Source organism: Arthrobacter sp. MPF02 (genome assembly GCF_046605375.1).
GTDB lineage: Bacteria > Actinomycetota > Actinomycetes > Actinomycetales > Micrococcaceae > Arthrobacter.
In genome coordinates, this window is the sequence record NZ_CP176772.1 from 1,377,134 (window position 1) to 1,393,715 (window position 16,582).

Here is a 16,582-nt window from a genome sequence, read left to right on the forward strand (position 1 = left end):
CCTGGGCCTCTGGGGCTATAGCTCAGCTGGTTAGAGCGCGGGACTCATAATCCTAAGGTCCTCGGTTCAAGTCCGAGTAGCCCTACATCAGAAACCGCGGCCGACGATATCGTCGGCCGCGGTTTCCCTTTTTTAACCAGCAGATCTGCGGTAAGTTACTGCCGAGTAACTTACTGGGCCCGTTCCTGAACTGCCGGGCAACCATCATCCGAAGGGTAACCATGTCCACACCTTCCAGCGCCCCTGATGACCTTCCCTACGCCGACGGCGACTTTTATGCCTTTGAGCAACTCCTGACTCCAAAAGAGCAGGACCGGCTGGCTGAGGTACGCGACTTTTTGGCGCGGGAGGTTCGTCCCATCGCCGTGGACTACTGGAACCGCGGCGAGTTTCCAATGGACCTCATCCCCAAGCTGGGCGACATCGACCTGGTCAGCCCTGTCAGGCGGCAGGGGTACTCCAACCTGCTCGCAGGGCTGATCCACGCGGAGGTGACACGGGCGGACGCCTCCATCGCTACCTTCCTGGGGGTCCACGACGGACTCTTCACCGGTTCCATCGAGGCGCTGGCCTCTCAGGAGCAAAAGGATGCCTGGCTTCCGGACATCTACGCCATGAGAAAGATCGGCGCCTTTGGCCTGACCGAGCCGCTCGGAGGCAGCGACGTCGCAGGCGGGACACGGACCACCGCCCGACGGGACGGCGACTCCTGGGTCCTCAGCGGGGCCAAGCGCTGGATCGGAAATGCCACTTTCTCCGACTGGGTAGTGATCTACGCCCGCGACCTGGCCGACAACCAGGTCAAGGGCTTCCTGGTGGACAGCGGCCTGCAGGGATACAGCGCCACCGCGATCGAGAACAAAATCTCCCTCCGCACCGTCCAGAACGCCGATATCACCCTCGACAACGTCGTGGTTCCCGCCTTCTACAAACTGGACCACGCCAACAGCTTCCGCGACGTCAACAAGGTCCTCAAAGTCACCCGCCTGGGTGTTGCCTGGCAGGCCGTCGGCCAGCAGCTTGCCGCCTTCGATGTTGCCCGGCGCTATGCAGTGGAACGCCACCAGTTCGGCCGTCCACTGGCATCGTTCCAGCTGGTCCAGGACCAGCTGGTCAAGATCCTCGGCAACGCCGTCAGTTCGATGGGCATGATGGTGCGGCTCTCACAGCTCGAGGACGCAGGCCAGGCCAAGGATGAACAGTCCGCCCTGGCCAAGGCCTTTACGACTGCGCGGATGCGCGACAGCGTCGCCCTTGGCCGGAGCATCCTGGGCGGCAACGGCATCGTCACTGATTTCGAGATGGCGAAAATCTTTGCCGACGCCGAAGCCATCTACTCCTACGAGGGCACCGCCGAAATAAACACCCTGGTGGCCGGCCGCGCCATCACCGGCATCTCAGCCATTACCTGATCCCCTCCTTCTCAGGCCGGTCCCTCCACCGGCAGCAGGACGGACGGCCGCAGGTCCATCACGAACTGCAGGGGATTGACGTACTCCTCACCGCGGCGCACGCCCCAGTGGACGCAGGACGGTGTTCCGCAATGGCCGGCAAGGGTGGTGCCGATGACTTGGCCTTCGGTGACCATGCTGCCGGCCGCCAGGGTACTCCTGACGGGCTCGAAGCTGCTGCGCAATCCGTTGCCGTGATCGATGGTGATCACAGGCCGGTCCACCACCACGCCTAAGAAGCTGACGGTGCCCGCAGCGGGGGAGGTGACATGGGCGCCGTCGGACGCTGTTCCAAGGTCCACCCCCCTGTGCCCGCTCAGCCACGGCTTGGGCGGCGGATCGAAGGCCCGCAGCACTGGCGGGCGGGGCGCCACGGGCCAGCGCCAGGAAGGCGGAGCCGCCTGTGCTGCCGGATCTCCGCCCGCCGTCGATGCAGCAGGGCGGGCCGGCGGCTGGTACGGCACGGGTTGCACGGTTGATGCCACCGAGGCGGGCAGCAGGAGCAGGGCGGCCAGCAGGAGAGGGGGTTTCATGTGCCCATGCTGTCCGGTGGTGCCGGCACCCGGAAGGCTTGTGCGGGCCCATGTGGATAAGGTCGTCCGCGCGGCCCGGCTGTCCGGCGGGCGCGGGTCCTGTAGTACACTTGGTGGAGCAGTTTGCTGCGCCCTCAACGTTTCCCGTCCCAATGGTTCATCCCAGCGGTGTTCCTGCCTGTCCGGATTGCGTCGGCACGCCTCATTCAGGAGTGTGGGGGAGCGGTGGCTGACTACGCGTATCCAGCCCTCCACCGGTGAAGCTTTGGCAAGCCGGGGAGGATCGCGTCTCCTGCGGTCCGTGCCACCCGGCGCGGATGGGACCGCGATGGATGCCAGGAGCACGGCCCAACCCGGGCCACGCTAAACAACCGTCAACTATTGGCAGGGTAAGAAGCCCAAGGGCTCTCTCATGAATGACCTGCCGGAAGGAGCGTCGGCATGCCCGTCGTAACCATGCGCCAGCTGCTTGACAGCGGCGTCCACTTTGGACACCAGACCCGCCGTTGGAACCCGAAGATGAAGCGCTTCATCTTCACCGAGCGCAACGGCATCTACATCATCGACCTGCAGCAGTCGCTGTCCTACATCGACCGCGCTTACGAGTTCGTTAAGGCCACCGTCGCCCACGGCGGCACCGTGCTCTTCGTCGGCACCAAGAAGCAGGCCCAGGAAGCCATCGCCGAGCAGGCAACCCGCGTTGGCCAGCCGTACGTGAACCAGCGCTGGCTCGGCGGTATGCTGACCAACTTCCAGACCGTCGCCAAGCGCATCCAGCGCATGAAGGAACTCGAAGAGATCGACTTCGACGACGTCGCCGGTTCCGCTTACACCAAGAAGGAGCTGCTGCTCCTCAAGCGCGAACTCACCAAGCTGGAGTCCAACCTCGGTGGTATCCGCAACCTGACCAAGGCTCCGTCCCTGCTCTGGGTCGTTGACACCAAGAAGGAACACCTCGCCGTTGACGAGGCCAAGAAGCTGAACATCCCGGTTGTGGCCATCCTGGACACCAACTGCGATCCGGACGAAGTCGACTTCCCGATTCCGGGCAACGACGACGCCATCCGCTCCGTGAACCTCCTGACCCGCGTTGTTGCCGACGCCGTTGCTGAGGGCCTGATCGCCCGCAACAACCGCGGCACGGGTGCAACCGAAGCTCCGGAAGAGCCGCTGGCCGAGTGGGAGCGCGAGCTCCTCGAGGGCAGCAAGGCCGAGGAAGCTGCTGCTCCGGCTGAAGCGCCGGCTGCCGAGGCTTCCTCCGACGACGCCAAGTAAGACAACTAAATCCGGATTCTCCGCGCTGTCCGCAGCCGGAGCTGCTGACAGGATGGCCGCCCGCAGCCGCGGGCAGCCGTCCTGTCGGTCCGTAACCACATCACATTTCTAGACAGAGGGGTTCACATGGCGAACTACACTGCCGCGGACATCAAGGCCCTGCGTGAGCGCACCGGCGCCGGCATGATGGACGTCAAGAAGGCTCTTGACGAAGCCAACGGTGACGCCGAGAAGGCCATCGAAATCATCCGCATCAAGGGCCTCAAGGGCGCTACCAAGCGTGAAGGCCGCTCCACTGCTGAAGGCCTCGTGGCTGCCAAGGTCAGCAACGGCGTGGGTGTCATGATCGAGGTCAACTGCGAGACCGACTTCGTCGCCAAGGCGGACAAGTTCATCCAGCTGGCCGACAAGGTCCTGGCCGTCGCCGTCGAGTCCGGTGCTGCTGACCTCGAGACCCTGCTGGCCACCGAAGTTGACGGCAAGCCGCTGTCCGAGGTCGTCGTCGAAGAGGGCGCCGTCCTGGGCGAGAAGGTTGTTGTCCGCCGCATCTCCCGCGTTGAGGGTGCCACGGTCGACGCTTACCTGCACAAGACCTCCAAGGACCTCCCGGCCCAGGTTGGCGTTCTGTTCGCGGTCGACGGTGAAGGCGAAGCCGCTGCCACCGCAGCCCACGACGTCGCCGTCCACATCGCTGCAATGGCTCCGAACTACCTGACCCGCGAAGACGTTCCGTCCGAGCTGGTTGAGTCCGAGCGCCGCATCGCCGAAGAGACCGCCAAGGCCGAAGGCAAGCCCGAAGCCGCCCTCACCAAGATCGTGGAAGGCCGCGTGACGGGCTTCTACAAGGGTGAGGTGCTGGTTGACCAGGCATTCGCGAAGGACGCCAAGAAGTCCGTGGCACAGGTCCTCGAAGAGGCCGGTGTCAAGGGAACCGCGTTCACGCGTTTCCGCGTCGGCTCCTAGTCGAAACTGCAAGGGGGTGGCCACTTCGGTGGCCGCCCCTTTTGCATGCGCGCAGTACGCGCCAAGCCCGTCGGTTCCGGCCACCGGTCCGGCAGGATAACCTTTTTTCAGAGTTCTCAAAGGGAAGGCATCATGGAAGCCGTCAACACTGTAATCCATCCAGAGAAAAGCAAACGGCGGGTCCTCCTGAAGCTCTCGGGTGAGGTCTTCGGCGGTGGAAAGCTGGGTGTCGACCCCGAAACCGTCCGCGACGTCGCCAAGCAGATTGCGGCAGCCGTGCCCCAGGTCGAGGTGGCCATCGTCGTCGGCGGCGGCAACTTCTTCCGCGGCGCTGAGCTCTCGCAGAGCGGCATGGACCGCTCCCGGGCTGACTACATGGGCATGCTGGGCACGGTCATGAACTGCTTGGCGCTGCAGGACTTCCTGGAGCAGGCGGGCGTCGAGACCCGCGTCCAGAGCGCCATCACCATGGGCCAGGTCGCCGAAGCCTACATCCCGCGCCGTGCCATCCGGCACATGGAAAAGGGCCGCGTGGTAATTTTCGGTGCCGGTGCCGGCCTGCCCTACTTCTCCACGGACACCGTAGCCGCCCAGCGTGCGCTCGAGGTCCACGCCGACGTTGTCCTGATGGCCAAGAGCGGCGTTGACGCGGTCTACACCGCAGACCCCAAGAAGGACCCCTCAGCAGAACGGCTTGAAACGCTCAGCTACGACGATGCGCTCCGACGCGACATCCGCGTCATGGACCAGACGGCCATGACCATGTGCAAGGACAATGACCTCTCCATGGTGGTCTTCGGCATGGAGGGCGAGGGCAATGTCACCCGCGCCATCCTGGGCGAGAAGCTGGGCACGCTGGTCACAGCCTAGCTGCGGCTAGGATGTTTTCAGGACAGTTCCGTCCCTGCCGTGGCGGCCGGGACGGAAGCAGCAACAGCCAACGACGTGGAACGGAACCTGTAGTTCCGGACCACACCAGAACCTGAGGAGAGACAGTGATCGAAGAAACCTTGCTCGAAGCCGAAGAAAAGATGGACAAGGCCGTAGAGGTAGCCAAGGAAGACTTCGCTTCCGTCCGCACCGGCAGGGCCAATCCCGGCCTGTACAACAAGGTCCTGGTGGACTACTACGGCTCGCCCACCCCGCTGCAGCAGCTGGCCTCCTTCGCGATCCCCGACGCGCGGACCATCCTCATCACCCCGTTCGACAAGACCGCCCTGCGCGATATCGAACGCGCCCTGAGCGACTCCGAGGTGGGCGCGAACCCCTCCAACGACGGCAACGTCATCCGGATCACCATTCCGGAACTGACCAAGGAACGCCGCAAGGAATACGTCAAGATCGTCAAGACCAAGGGCGAGGACGCGAAGATTTCCATCCGCAATATCCGCCGCAAGGCCAAGGAAACCCTGGACCGCCTGGTCAAGGACGGCGAAGCGGGCGAGGACGAGGGCACCAGGGCCGAAAAGGAACTGGACGGCATCACCAAGGCGCACGTGGACGGCATCGATGAGCTCCTGAAGCGCAAGGAAGCTGAGCTGCTCGAAGTCTGATGGGCCAGGCAGATCAGGCCCCGGCAGCACGGGCGCGCACACGGCGAAAGCAGCCCAGGAGCAATCCGACGCCAAAGGCGGGACGCAACCTGCCGGCCGCCGTGGTGGTGGGCCTGGCCATGCTGTTCGCGGTGCTCGGCGGGCTGTTGTTCCTGCCGCTCGGTTTCGTGGCCGTAACCACGGCCTTTGCCGTGTTCGGCGTCTGGGAAATCTACCGCGCCCTCGAGGCCAACGGAACAAGGATGCCCATCGTGCCGGTGATGACCGGCACGACGGCCATGCCGTTCGTGGCCTACCTGGGCGGCATCGAAAGCCTGCTGTTCGCCATGCTGCTCAGCTCCGTAGCCGTTCTCCTGTGGCGCTCGATCGAAAGCGCCGCCGGCTCGGCCAACAGCATCTTCGCGGGAGTCTTCACCCTTGGCTGGGTGCCGTTCTTCATCAGCTTCGCCGCGCTGCCGCTGCATGCCGCCGACGGCCCGTCCCCGCTGGGGCTCTGGCCCGGAGGCACCATCCCCGACGGTGCCTGGCAGGTTGCCGTCATGCTGCTGCTGGTGGTCTCCAACGACACGTTCGGCTACCTGGTGGGCGCTTCCCTCGGCAAGCACCCGATGGCGCCCAAAATCAGTCCCAAGAAATCCTGGGAAGGATTCGCCGGCTCTGTCGCCGGCGCCATCCTAATCGGCGTCCTGGCCTGCCTTTTCATCCTGGACAAGCCCTGGTGGGTGGGGGTTGTGCTGGCCGTCGGCACGGTGGCTGCCTCCACAGCGGGTGACCTCGCTGAATCCATGGTGAAGCGTGAACTGGGCGTGAAGGACATGAGCAGCATCCTGCCGGGGCACGGCGGAGTCATGGACAGGCTGGACTCCATCGTGTTCGCTTCCCCCGTTGTCTTTGTCCTCTACGGGCTGGTCGCCGGAGCCTGACCAACAAACCCCGCCGGGCCGGCACCATAAACTGGTGCAGCAGCGCTACGGCTAAGAAGCATCATCGAAGGAAGCACAGTGGCATTGGACATTCATCGGCAGATCCCCGGGTCCTTTGAGCGCGTCCCGCGCAGCGAATACGGCTACAACGCCAGGCAGGTGGACCAGTTCCTGCAGCGGGCGCGCGTCTCCCTGGAAACCCCGGAAGCCACGGCCGAGCCCGTCAACAGTGCCGACGTCCGCGCCGTTTCCTTCGACCCCGTCAAGGGCGGCTACGCGGCATCAGTGGTGGATGCGGCCCTCGACAGGCTGGAGGACGCCTTTGCCCGCAGGGAACGTGACGACCTGATCGCAGCCCGGGGCGAGGACGCCTGGCTGCGGGAAATCGGCAAGCTCTCCGGCATCCTCCGCGGCCGGCTGCACCGCCCCGACGGCGAACGCTTCCGCAGGCCCGCAAAGAAGAAGGCACGCAGCTACAACACCGCCGACGTCGACCGGCTGTGCCGTGAGCTCGTCGCCTACCTGGAGCAGGACAAGCCGTTGAGCGTGGACAGCGTCCGGCGCGCCGTCTTCCGCCCCGCCGTGGGCCGTGACGGCTACGAGGAAGCCCAGGTGGACGCCTTCCTGGACCGGGTCGTCGAGCTGATGGCCGCCATCGACTAGGTCCTGCAATTGCTGGTACCGGCTCAGTCCCCGCCCGGCGGAGTGGGTGACAGCGGCGTGAACCGCTGCCAGATACCCCGGTAGGCACGGTAGCCGTAGTAGGCGGATGCGGCCAGGAAGCCTAGCCCGCACACCGCCCCCGCCAGCACCGCGGTTCCAGTCCCGGCGCCGGCAAGCGCCAGGACCAGCCCCGCCAGGATGGCAATCAGGGCAGCGTTCGCGGCGGTCATGAAGATCATGCTGCTCCCGGCAAGGTGGCTGAGGCTGCTGCGGTTTCCGAAGAAGAAATACGTCCGGCCGGAGCCGGCCTCGTCGTCGTGGTAAGCCGCCATGAGGTAGGGCGCCACACCCGGGTCCAGGTCCACATAGGCGGCCCGCAACCGGTTCATTGCGGTGACGTACATCAGGTCCTCCTGCGCCACGTTCAGGACACGCACCTGCGTGAGCAGGCCCATGGCCACATCAATGCACAGGATGGTCACCGCAAGCAGCACGAACGCGTCCGAGAACCGGGTGGCCTGGCCCACCAGCGCTGCGCTCACGATGCTGGCCGAGGTGAACGTGAGGAACATGCTGATCCGGGTCAGCACCTCGCCCTGGGTGGTGCTGCGCGAGGCCAGCAGGCCCCAATGCTCGGTGGCGAGCAGCTGCGCCCGCACGGACGGCGGCACCCGGTCCTGCGGCCCTGGCGGACTCCTGCCGTCGGTGGACATGGCGCTATTGTCCACCCATCAGCGTTCGGTAGCCAGCGGCCGTTCCGGGGTGTGCAGCCGCGTCATGACCCGCGCCATTGTCTTCGGGACCCTGCCGGGGGTGGCGCGCGACACCACGACCATCACCGTGAAGGCCGCGGGAACGCTCCAGGCCGCGGGCTGCGCGAGCCAGACGGGTATGCTCGCTGCGCCCGCGACCGCACCGATGACCATCGCCCCGCCGCAGAGCAGGCCGCCGGTCACCATGCCGGAGATCGCACCGGCATCTGTCAGTCCCCGCCACCAGATGCCCAGCAGCAGGACCGGGCAGACCGTGGACGCGGTGAAGGCGAACACCAGGCCTACGCTGCCGGCGAGGGCGAAGGAGTCCGTCATGAAGGCGAACGCCAGCGGCACGACGGCGGACATCACCGCAGCGAGGCGGAACCCGCCGACGCCGGCGCCCAGGACGTCCTGGCTGATGACCCCGGCCAAAGAGACAACCAGCCCTGACGTTGTGGACAGGAAAGCGGCGAACGCGCCGGCCACCACCAGGGCCGAGAGAAGATCACCTGCCGTTCCCTCCACAAGCTCACCCGGAAGCAGCAGCACCAGCGCGTCCGCCTGGCCGGAACGGGCCAGGTCCGGGGCGAACATCCGCCCCACCAGGCCGTAGGCGGTGGGAAACAGGTAGAACACCGAGAGCAGCCCCAGGACGATCAGGGTGGTCCTCCGCGCCGACTGTCCGTCGGGGTTGGTGTAGAAGCGCACCAGCACGTGGGGGAGCCCCAGGGTGCCGAACAGCAAGGCAACCAGGAGGGAGATGTTCTGGTAGAGCCCGGCCGGGGGTGCGCCGGACGGATTCACGGCCGGCGGAGCCAGCTCGGGGGAGCCGGTCCCGGCCAGCATAAACACGATGAAGAGGATGGGCACGGCCAGGGCAGTCAGCTTGAGCCAGTACTGGAACGCCTGGACAAACGTTATGGAGCGCATCCCGCCGGCGACGACCGTCAGGCAGACGACGATCACCACAGCCACGGACCCCACCCAGGACGGCAGCCCTGTGGTGATCCGGATGGTCAGGGCGGCGCCGTGGAGCTGGGGGACAATATAGAGCCACCCCACCAGCACCACCACTAGGCTGGTGACCTTGCGTGCGGGCCGCGAGTCCAGCCGCGCCTCGGTGAAGTCGGGGATGGTGTAGGCCCCGGAGCGGCGCAGCGGTGCGGCGACGAACAGCAGCAGCATCAGGTACCCGGCCGTATAGCCCACCGGGAACCACAGCGCGTCCGTCCCGGACAGCAGGATGAGCCCTGCCACGCCCAGGAAGCTGGCGGCGGACAAGTACTCGCCGCCGATAGCCGAGGCGTTCCACCAGGGGCGCACAGTCCGGGACGCAACATAGAAGTCGCCGGTGGTGCGGGAAATCCGCAAGCCGTAGAAGCCGATTACTGCGGTAGCCACGGACACCACGGCCAGCGCGGCAATGGCAACGCCGGCGTTCACGGAGCCATCACTGGTCACCGGCCAGGTCCCGGTAGCGGGCCTCGTTGCGGGAGGCGGTGCGGATGTACAGCCAGGCGCTCAGCCCGATCACCGGATAGATGCCGGCGCCCAGCAGGAGCCAGCCGAAAGGGATGCCGGCAATGCGGGTTTCGGCCAGGCCGGGAACCACTGCCAGCAGCAACGGAAAAGCAGCCAGGATCACCAGGAACCCTCCGGCAACCACCAGGGCAAGCCGCAGCTGCGACCGGATCAGGGACCTGACAAAAACCTGCCCCACGTCCGATTCCTGGGCAGCTTCGCGTGTCTCCTGGGAAACGCGCGCCGGGGTGGCGGGAGCGGTCACCCGCACCCTGGTCACGACTGCGGCCTGATGCGGGTGGCGCCGAGCTTCTCCCGCACGGTGGGCAGGTGCCGCCGGCTGATGGGGAGGCTGGCGCCCGCGACGGTTACACACGGTCCGTCGGCGGCAAGCTTCATGGATGTGACGTGCTTCAGGGCCACGAGGTAGGAGCGGTGGGTGCGGAGGAATCCCGCCTCCGCCCACTGCTGCTCCAGGTCGGCCAGCGGCACCCGGATCAGGTAGCTGGCGTCCGCTGTGTGCAGCCGCGCATAGTCTCCCTGCGCCTGGACGTAGGTGACGTCGTCGCGCCGGATCATCCTGGTGGTTCCGCCCTGGTCCACCGTGATCATCTCGGGCGCGCTGCCGCCGTCGCGCAATTCACTGATCCGGCCCACCGACCGTGCCAGCCGCTCCGCCCGGACCGGCTTGAGGAGGTAGTCAACGGCCGCAAGTTCGAAGGCGGCCAGTGCGTGGTCCTCATCAGCGGTCACGAACACCACAGCCGGCGGGTGGCTGCTGGCGGAAATCGCCCGGGCGATGTCCAGCCCGGACACGGCCGGCATGTGGATGTCCAGGAAGACCGCGTCCACGGTCCCGGTGGAGAGGGCGCGGAGGGCCTCCGACCCGGACGTCGCGCGGAGGACCTTGCCGATGCGTCCGTCCCGGCCCAGCAGGAAGGCGAGTTCTTCCACTGCGGGCAGCTCATCATCGACGACGAGGACGTTAATCATCCTCCTAGGGTAGCTTTCCGGCACCCGCTGACCGGCCAAAAAAGCTATCCGTTCAGGCATTGTGGCCCGGCTGGGACTTGGGCACCCGCATGGTGATCAGCGTCCCTTCCCCGGGGGCGGTTTCGATAACCAGGCCGTGGTCGTTGCCGTAGACCTGCCGGAGCCGGGCGTCCACGTTCCGCAGCCCCACATGGAGCCCGTCGGTGTGCCCGGCGAGCATGGACCGGAGCTGCCCGGGATCCATGCCCACGCCGTCGTCCTCGATGGTCACTTCGGCGAAGGCGCCGGCATCGTTAGCGGTGATACTGATGTGGCCCGGGCCCTCCTTGGCCTCGAGCCCGTGCCGGACGGCGTTTTCTACCAGCGGCTGCAGGCTGAGGAACGGAATTACCGTGCCCAGCACCTCCGGTGCAACGCGCAGGCTGACCTGCACGCGCTCCCCGAACCTGGCCCGTTCGAGCAGCAGGTACCGGTCAATGCAGCGCAGCTCCTCAGCCAGGGTGGTGAAGTCCCCGTGCCGCCGGAAGGAGTAGCGCGTGAAATCGGCGAACTCCACGACTAGCTCGCGTGCCCGTTGGGGATCGGTGTTGATGAATGACGCGATCGCGTTGAGGGAGTTGTAGATGAAGTGCGGGCTGATCTGCGCCCGCAGCGCCCGCACTTCGGCTTCCATCAGCAGGGTCCGGGACGCGTCCAGTTCTGCCAGTTCCACCTGCGCGGCAACCCAGTCCGCCACCTCCCCGGTGGCGCGCACCAGCCCGGCTCCGGCGTCCGGCGCGAACGCGGCCACCACACCCACCACCCGGGAGTCCGCACGCACGGGGGCGATCACCGCGGCGAGGGCGCTCCCGGTCCCGTCAGCTCCTGCCGGAAGCACGGCAGTGCGGCCGCCGGCCAAAACGCCGGCCGCCAGGTCCATCAGCCGTGCCTTCAGCTCGTCGCCCGTTCCGTCCCAGGCCAGCACGTCCGAGGTGTCCGTGATGGCCAGGGCGTCGCAGCCGAGCAGGCCGCGCAGCTGGCGGCTGGCTTTCGCCGCGCCTGCCGGGTTCAGGCCCCGCCGGAGGTGCTGGCCCGCCTGCGATGCGGCATGCAGGGTGTGGTAGGTGGCACGCTCAGCGTCCGTGCCGAGATCCCGGAAGGAGCGGAGTACTTTGACCCCCACGCCGACGACGACGGCAATGGCCATGGCGATAACGGCCACGGCGGCGGCGGTCAGGAGGGGGGATTCCGGCATGGTGCCCAGCGTAGCCGTTGCCGTTTGTCGCAGCATCCCGACCGTTGAGCGACCGCAGGAGGCCCAGATCTGGAATGTGGCAGCCGGCACAAGCACAGTGAGTGAAGTCACACCGGTGTTGTCCCTGTCCCGGGCCTGCCCCCGGATGTGTTCCGGCAAGTCTCTACGAGGAGGAATGATGGGTAACGATGCCCATACTCCGGACGCAGCGGCGTCCGTGGACTTTGAACAGGTCCAGTCGACCGGGCAGTTCCAGGAACTGCGCAAGCGTCACCGCAGCTTTGTTTTCCCCATGGCAGTGGCCTTCCTGCTGTGGTACTTCGCCTACGTCCTGCTCGCCGACTATGCCGTGGGATTCATGTCCACCAAGGTCTGGGGCAACATCAACATCGGGCTGATCCTGGGCCTGCTGCAGTTTGTCTCCACGTTCGCCATCACCGGCTGGTACGTCCACTACTCAAACAAGCGGCTTGACCCCATCGCATCGGAGATCCGGAACGAAATCGAGGGCCACGAATTCGACAAGCAGGGCAACCCGATGGGTGGAGTAAACAAGTGATCAACATTGCAACAGCGGTGGATGTCGCCGCGCTCAAGGACACCACGCTGCTTAACATGGGCGTCTTCGCCCTCTTCGTTGCCGTGACCATGGTGATCGTGTTCCGCGCGAGCCGGAACAACAAAACCGCAGCCGACTACTACGCGGCCGGGCGCTCCTTCACCGGCTCCCAGAACGGCACCGCCATCGCCGGCGACTACCTCTCCGCGGCGTCCTTCCTGGGAATCACCGGAGCCATCGCCATCAACGGCTACGACGGCTTCATGTACTCCATCGGGTTCCTCGTGGCCTGGCTGGTGGCCCTGCTCCTGGTGGCGGAACTGCTGCGCAACACCGGCAAGTTCACAATGGCGGACGTCCTTTCCTTCCGGCTGAGGCAGCGGCCCGTCCGGATCGCCGCAGCCATCTCCACGCTCGCCGTCTGCTTCTTCTACCTCCTCGCCCAGATGGCAGGCGCCGGAAGCCTCATCTCCCTGCTGCTGGGCATCAGTGACTGGGGCGGCCAGGCGCTGGTGATCATCGTCGTCGGCGGCCTGATGATCATGTATGTCCTGATTGGCGGCATGAAGGGCACCACCTGGGTGCAGATCATCAAGGCTGTCCTGCTCATCGCCGGCGCAGCCGTGATGACTCTGTGGGTCCTGGCCATCTACGGCTTCAACCTCTCCGGCCTGCTGGGCGCGGCAGTGGAGACGGCGAACAACCCGGCCGTCCTTAACCCCGGCCTGCAGTACGGCAAGACTGAAACCTCCAAGCTTGACTTCATGTCCCTGGGCCTGGCCCTGGTCCTGGGAACCGCCGCCCTGCCGCACGTCCTCATGCGCTTCTACACGGTCCCCACTGCCAAGGAAGCCCGCAAGTCCGTGGTGTGGGCCATTTGGCTCATCGGCCTTTTCTACCTGTTCACCCTGGTACTGGGCTACGGTGCCGCGGCGCTGGTGGGCCCGGAAACCATCCGGACGGCACCCGGCGGGGTAAACTCCGCTGCACCGCTGCTGGCCTTCTACCTGGGCGGACCGCTGCTGCTGGGCTTCATCTCGGCCGTGGCGTTTGCAACCATCCTCGCGGTGGTGGCAGGCCTGACCATCACCGCCGCGGCCTCCTTCGCCCACGACATCTACGCCAGCGTGATTTCCAAGGGCAAGGCCGACGCCGACACCGAGGTCAAGGTGGCCCGGCGCACCGTAGTGGTCATCGGCGTCCTGGCCATCCTTGGCGGTATCCTCGCCAACGGGCAGAACGTGGCCTTCCTGGTGGCCCTGGCGTTCGCGGTCGCAGCTTCGGCCAACCTGCCCACCATCATCTACTCGCTCTTCTGGCGGAGGTTCACCACCCAGGGTGCCCTCTGGAGCATGTATGGCGGTCTTGGCGCCGCGATCGTCCTGATCATTTTTTCGCCGGTGGTATCAGGCGGCGCGACGTCCATGATCAAGGATGTGAACTTTGCGCTCTTCCCGCTAAGCAACCCCGGCATCGTCTCCATTCCGCTGGCCTTCTTCCTTGGCTGGCTCGGCACGGTACTGGACAAGAAGCGCGAGGACAGCACCAAGCAGGCAGAGATGGAAGTACGGTCCCTCACCGGCGTAGGCGCCGAAAAGGCCGTCAACCACTGACGCTCCGGCCTCCTTGCCAGAAGAGCCGCCGTCCCGGGCAAAGTATGTCCGGGACGGCGGCTCGTTCGCGTTCTGTTTCAGCGCTGGTGGTGATCGCCCGGCAAGGAGGGGATGCCGTGCCCGCCGTGCGGTACTGCCCACTCTCCGGCGGATGACGCGGCGAGTCCCGGCGTCGTAATTCCTGCCACCAGCACCGCGCCGGCGAAGGCGGCCAGGAGCAGCCGTCCCGGCTGCTGCGGGGGCGGTGCGCCGCCCTTCCGGTCCCCGCTGCGGCGCAGCCAGGCTGCGGCGGCAGTGATCATCAGCGTCAGCAGCAAGGCGGCCAGGTGGCTAAGGGCCAGCTTCGAGGTGGCAGGCGTCGATAACACGACGGCCGCCACGTGAACCACCGCCGCAGCCATCAGCGCTGCCCGGACAGGCCCCCTGAAGGGCACGTTTCCCCTGGCAAAGTGCAGTACGGCAGCGGTAGTGAGTCCTGCACCCCACAGCCCGGCGAGCACCGCGGCAGTGTACTCCGTCGAGCCCGGGGCCCCGGCCGCCCCCGCGAGGAAACTGGAGGAGATGGCAAGGTTGACCGCCCCGGCGCCAAAGGCCGCAAAGCCCACAAAGAGCCGGACCGCCGCTGCCGCCGCCCGTTCGTGGGACTGTGGCGGGGCGGCCTGCGGTGCCTGGCTCAGCGTTGCAGGATTCCCCACCGGTTACGCCCGGGCTGCGGCCGGGGACTTGTCGAGTGACAGGCCGACGCCCAGCAGGAGCACGGCGCTGGCGAGGTGCAGCACGTTGTCGGCACCGTTAAGCGCAATGATGTTCAGCGGGGAGTTCAGCAGGAACAGGCCCAGCACGCCGACCAGCAGGTACACGCCGCCAACAGTGGCGTTCACCGTCCTTGCGGCTGCAGTGCTCTTCAGGCCGGCGGCCAGCAGTGCGGCGCCGATGGCCAGGTGGATGATGTTGTGCAGCGGGTTGACTTCAAAAATGATGAGGTTTGCGCCCTCGGTGGCGGCGAAGCCCACACCGGAGGTAACGGCAAAGCCAAGGAGGCCCACCAGCAGGTAGACGGCCCCGAAAACCGTGGCGACGAGGCGGTTGGGTGAATTGCGCATGGCCCGAATCCTTCCGATAGGGCGGGACAGGGTCCCGCCGGACTGCGGATCCCCGGCGGGGACCCTCGGAAGCAGTTCGGGCCAGGTCAGGGCGCGGATGGGTAGAAGATCAGCAAACTTCCCAGTTGCGTTTTGGTTACGCTGCGGGCCTCAGCTTGATGTTGGTCATCTTGAGTTCGTTCGTGCCCTCAAAGCGGTAGGCGAGGTCCACATTCTTGCCGTCGCATGTGATTAGCCCCGCGATGTCCGCGGACTTCACGCCGTTCTCGGTGGCCACCTGGAGATCGTTGTAGGCGGGTTCGCAGCCCTCGTCCAGCTCCAGGCTTTGGATGCCGGCGATGAAGGTCTCCTTGGACAGCTGCTCCTGGAGCGCCGGATCCAGGTAGTCGTCGTAGGCCTTGGAGCTGTCGCCGGCGATCACCAGCCTGGTGAAGCCGTCGGCCAGCCCTTTGGCCTGGGTGGTGGCGCTGCCCGCCACGTTGACCAGGATGACGACGCCGAGAACCACCAGGAGCAGGACGCCGCCAATCGCAGTGAGCACGATCCACAGCTTGGGCCGCCTTTTTGCCGGCGGTTCTTCCCCGGGAAGGCCGAGCGGGCCGGAGCCGGTGAACTGGTTCGGCTGCTGCCCGCCGTTTGGCTGCCCTTGGTGGGGTTGTCCGGAGAGCTGCTGCTGCCCGGCGCCGGCGTGACCCGGCTGGTACGGTTCCTGGGGACTGCTCAAGGGGGAGCCTTTCCAAAAGTGGTGCGTCGCACTGCCTGCTTGCCGGGTCCTGTCCATGACCCGGCATTGACTGGGACAAGCCTATAGCGAGCGCGCAGGAGGCGTAGTCCCGGGGTTACCGCCCGCCGTCGTAAACCGTTGCGTACCTATCCGGGGACTGGCCGGCGCTGCAGCAGCGGCTGCACCCTGAACGGGATGAGCTCACCCATGGCAAGGGCAGTATCGGCCCGCTCCACACCATCGCAGGCCAGGATCTTGCCGTTGATGCGGAACAGGTCTTCGGCATCAACGGCAACGACCCGCAGGAGCAGGTCCGCGGAGCCGGTAAGGCCGTAGCCTTCCAGGATTTCGGGGATGCCGGACAGTTCCTTTGCCAGCTGCGTGAGCTTCTGCTGCTGGACGTGCACGGAGATAAAGGCCATGAGGGGATATCCGACGGCGGCCGGATTGATCCGCCGTTCGAAGGACAGGAAGACGTGTTTCTTTTCCAGCTGCGCCATTCGTGCCTGCACGGTGTTCCGCGAAAGGCCGAGCTGCTGGGCGAGTGCCACCACAGTCTTCCTTGGGTCTTCCGCCAGGGCGGACAGCAGCCGGGTGTCAGTGCCATCCAAAGCTTGCATAATGCGCAAAGCTAGCACGGTCCGCACATCCCCGATAGAGCATTCTGCTCAGGAATCGGCGCGGCGGTTGTACCCCCTGGGCTTTGTGAGTAGGGTCAC

General features: G+C 66.0%; 19 protein-coding genes and 1 tRNA gene. 10 read left to right on the forward strand and 10 right to left on the reverse strand.

Features of this window, described 5'->3' with window-relative positions:
• Nucleotides 1-11 precede the first annotated feature (11 nt).
• Nucleotides 12-85, forward strand: a tRNA-Ile gene (locus ACLH0K_RS06470).
• Between the two features lie 136 nt (nt 86-221).
• Nucleotides 222-1,412, forward strand: coding sequence for an acyl-CoA dehydrogenase family protein (locus ACLH0K_RS06475; protein ID WP_411375990.1), 1,191 nt, complete (start codon nt 222-224; stop codon nt 1,410-1,412).
• Between the two features lie 11 nt (nt 1,413-1,423).
• Here the strand turns inward: ACLH0K_RS06475 and ACLH0K_RS06480 are convergent, their stop codons facing one another.
• Complete coding sequence (locus ACLH0K_RS06480) at nt 1,424-1,984, reverse strand: M23 family metallopeptidase (protein WP_411375991.1); 561 nt, start codon at nt 1,982-1,984, stop codon at nt 1,424-1,426.
• A gap of 441 nt (nt 1,985-2,425) precedes the next feature.
• On the opposite strand from ACLH0K_RS06480, the gene rpsB reads away from it, so the two are divergent.
• The 6 genes from rpsB to ACLH0K_RS06510 all read left to right on the forward strand — a co-directional run bounded on the left by rpsB (nt 2,426) and on the right by ACLH0K_RS06510 (nt 7,361).
• Complete coding sequence (gene rpsB, locus ACLH0K_RS06485) at nt 2,426-3,259, forward strand: 30S ribosomal protein S2 (protein WP_138136623.1); 834 nt, start codon at nt 2,426-2,428, stop codon at nt 3,257-3,259.
• Nucleotides 3,260-3,385: 126 nt separating this feature from the next.
• Complete coding sequence (gene tsf / locus ACLH0K_RS06490) at nt 3,386-4,222, forward strand: translation elongation factor Ts (protein ID WP_133349998.1); 837 nt, start codon at nt 3,386-3,388, stop codon at nt 4,220-4,222.
• A gap of 132 nt (nt 4,223-4,354) precedes the next feature.
• A complete protein-coding gene (gene pyrH, locus ACLH0K_RS06495) occupies nt 4,355-5,092 on the forward strand; it encodes a UMP kinase (protein ID WP_138136625.1) in 738 nt (245 codons plus the stop codon).
• Between the two features lie 125 nt (nt 5,093-5,217).
• On the forward strand, nt 5,218-5,775 hold the full coding sequence (frr, locus tag ACLH0K_RS06500) for a ribosome recycling factor (RefSeq protein WP_138136626.1): 558 nt from the start codon (nt 5,218-5,220) through the stop codon (nt 5,773-5,775).
• Entirely contained in the window at nt 5,775-6,698 is a 924-nt protein-coding gene (locus ACLH0K_RS06505) for a phosphatidate cytidylyltransferase (protein ID WP_411375992.1), read from the forward strand. Before frr ends, ACLH0K_RS06505 begins: the two co-directional genes overlap by 1 nt.
• 78 nt (nt 6,699-6,776) lie before the next feature.
• Complete coding sequence (locus ACLH0K_RS06510; protein WP_411375993.1) at nt 6,777-7,361, forward strand: DivIVA domain-containing protein; 585 nt, start codon at nt 6,777-6,779, stop codon at nt 7,359-7,361.
• 23 nt (nt 7,362-7,384) lie between these two features.
• Here ACLH0K_RS06510 and ACLH0K_RS06515 read toward each other — a convergent pair whose 3' ends face one another.
• From ACLH0K_RS06515 to ACLH0K_RS06535, 5 genes are read right to left on the reverse strand one after another with little or no spacing between them, the layout of a single operon-like run.
• On the reverse strand, nt 7,385-8,074 hold the full coding sequence (locus tag ACLH0K_RS06515; RefSeq protein ID WP_411375994.1) for a hypothetical protein: 690 nt from the start codon (nt 8,072-8,074) through the stop codon (nt 7,385-7,387).
• An 18-nt stretch (nt 8,075-8,092) separates the two neighbouring features.
• Nucleotides 8,093-9,559: a cation acetate symporter gene (locus ACLH0K_RS06520; RefSeq protein WP_411376423.1), complete on the reverse strand. Its 1,467-nt coding sequence runs from the start codon at nt 9,557-9,559 to the stop codon at nt 8,093-8,095.
• Between the two features lie 7 nt (nt 9,560-9,566).
• The gene (locus ACLH0K_RS06525; RefSeq protein WP_411375995.1) at nt 9,567-9,917 is read right to left on the reverse strand and encodes a DUF485 domain-containing protein; all 351 of its coding nucleotides are present in this window, start codon (nt 9,915-9,917) and stop codon (nt 9,567-9,569) included.
• A complete protein-coding gene (locus ACLH0K_RS06530) occupies nt 9,914-10,630 on the reverse strand; it encodes a LytR/AlgR family response regulator transcription factor (protein WP_411375996.1) in 717 nt (238 codons plus the stop codon). Before ACLH0K_RS06530 ends, ACLH0K_RS06525 begins: the two co-directional genes overlap by 4 nt.
• A gap of 52 nt (nt 10,631-10,682) precedes the next feature.
• Nucleotides 10,683-11,864 (reverse strand): sensor histidine kinase, encoded by a 1,182-nt coding sequence (locus tag ACLH0K_RS06535; protein WP_411375997.1) that lies wholly within the window; start codon nt 11,862-11,864, stop codon nt 10,683-10,685.
• A gap of 178 nt (nt 11,865-12,042) precedes the next feature.
• On the opposite strand from ACLH0K_RS06535, the gene ACLH0K_RS06540 reads away from it, so the two are divergent.
• Nucleotides 12,043-12,423: a DUF485 domain-containing protein gene (locus ACLH0K_RS06540; protein ID WP_411375998.1), complete on the forward strand. Its 381-nt coding sequence runs from the start codon at nt 12,043-12,045 to the stop codon at nt 12,421-12,423.
• A 56-nt stretch (nt 12,424-12,479) separates the two neighbouring features.
• A complete protein-coding gene (locus tag ACLH0K_RS06545) occupies nt 12,480-14,036 on the forward strand; it encodes a cation acetate symporter (protein WP_411376424.1) in 1,557 nt (518 codons plus the stop codon).
• Between the two features lie 77 nt (nt 14,037-14,113).
• Here the strand turns inward: ACLH0K_RS06545 and ACLH0K_RS06550 are convergent, their stop codons facing one another.
• The 4 genes from ACLH0K_RS06550 to ACLH0K_RS06565 all read right to left on the reverse strand — a co-directional run bounded on the left by ACLH0K_RS06550 (nt 14,114) and on the right by ACLH0K_RS06565 (nt 16,483).
• Nucleotides 14,114-14,731 (reverse strand): hypothetical protein, encoded by a 618-nt coding sequence (locus tag ACLH0K_RS06550; protein WP_411375999.1) that lies wholly within the window; start codon nt 14,729-14,731, stop codon nt 14,114-14,116.
• A gap of 3 nt (nt 14,732-14,734) precedes the next feature.
• Nucleotides 14,735-15,139 carry a DUF4383 domain-containing protein gene (locus ACLH0K_RS06555; RefSeq protein WP_411376000.1) on the reverse strand — a complete coding sequence of 135 codons (405 nt, stop codon included), beginning with the start codon at nt 15,137-15,139 and terminating at the stop codon, nt 14,735-14,737.
• Nucleotides 15,140-15,275: 136 nt separating this feature from the next.
• The gene (locus ACLH0K_RS06560; protein WP_411376001.1) at nt 15,276-15,863 is read right to left on the reverse strand and encodes a hypothetical protein; all 588 of its coding nucleotides are present in this window, start codon (nt 15,861-15,863) and stop codon (nt 15,276-15,278) included.
• A gap of 146 nt (nt 15,864-16,009) precedes the next feature.
• Nucleotides 16,010-16,483: an Lrp/AsnC family transcriptional regulator gene (locus ACLH0K_RS06565; RefSeq protein ID WP_411376002.1), complete on the reverse strand. Its 474-nt coding sequence runs from the start codon at nt 16,481-16,483 to the stop codon at nt 16,010-16,012.
• Nucleotides 16,484-16,582: the final 99 nt, after the last annotated feature.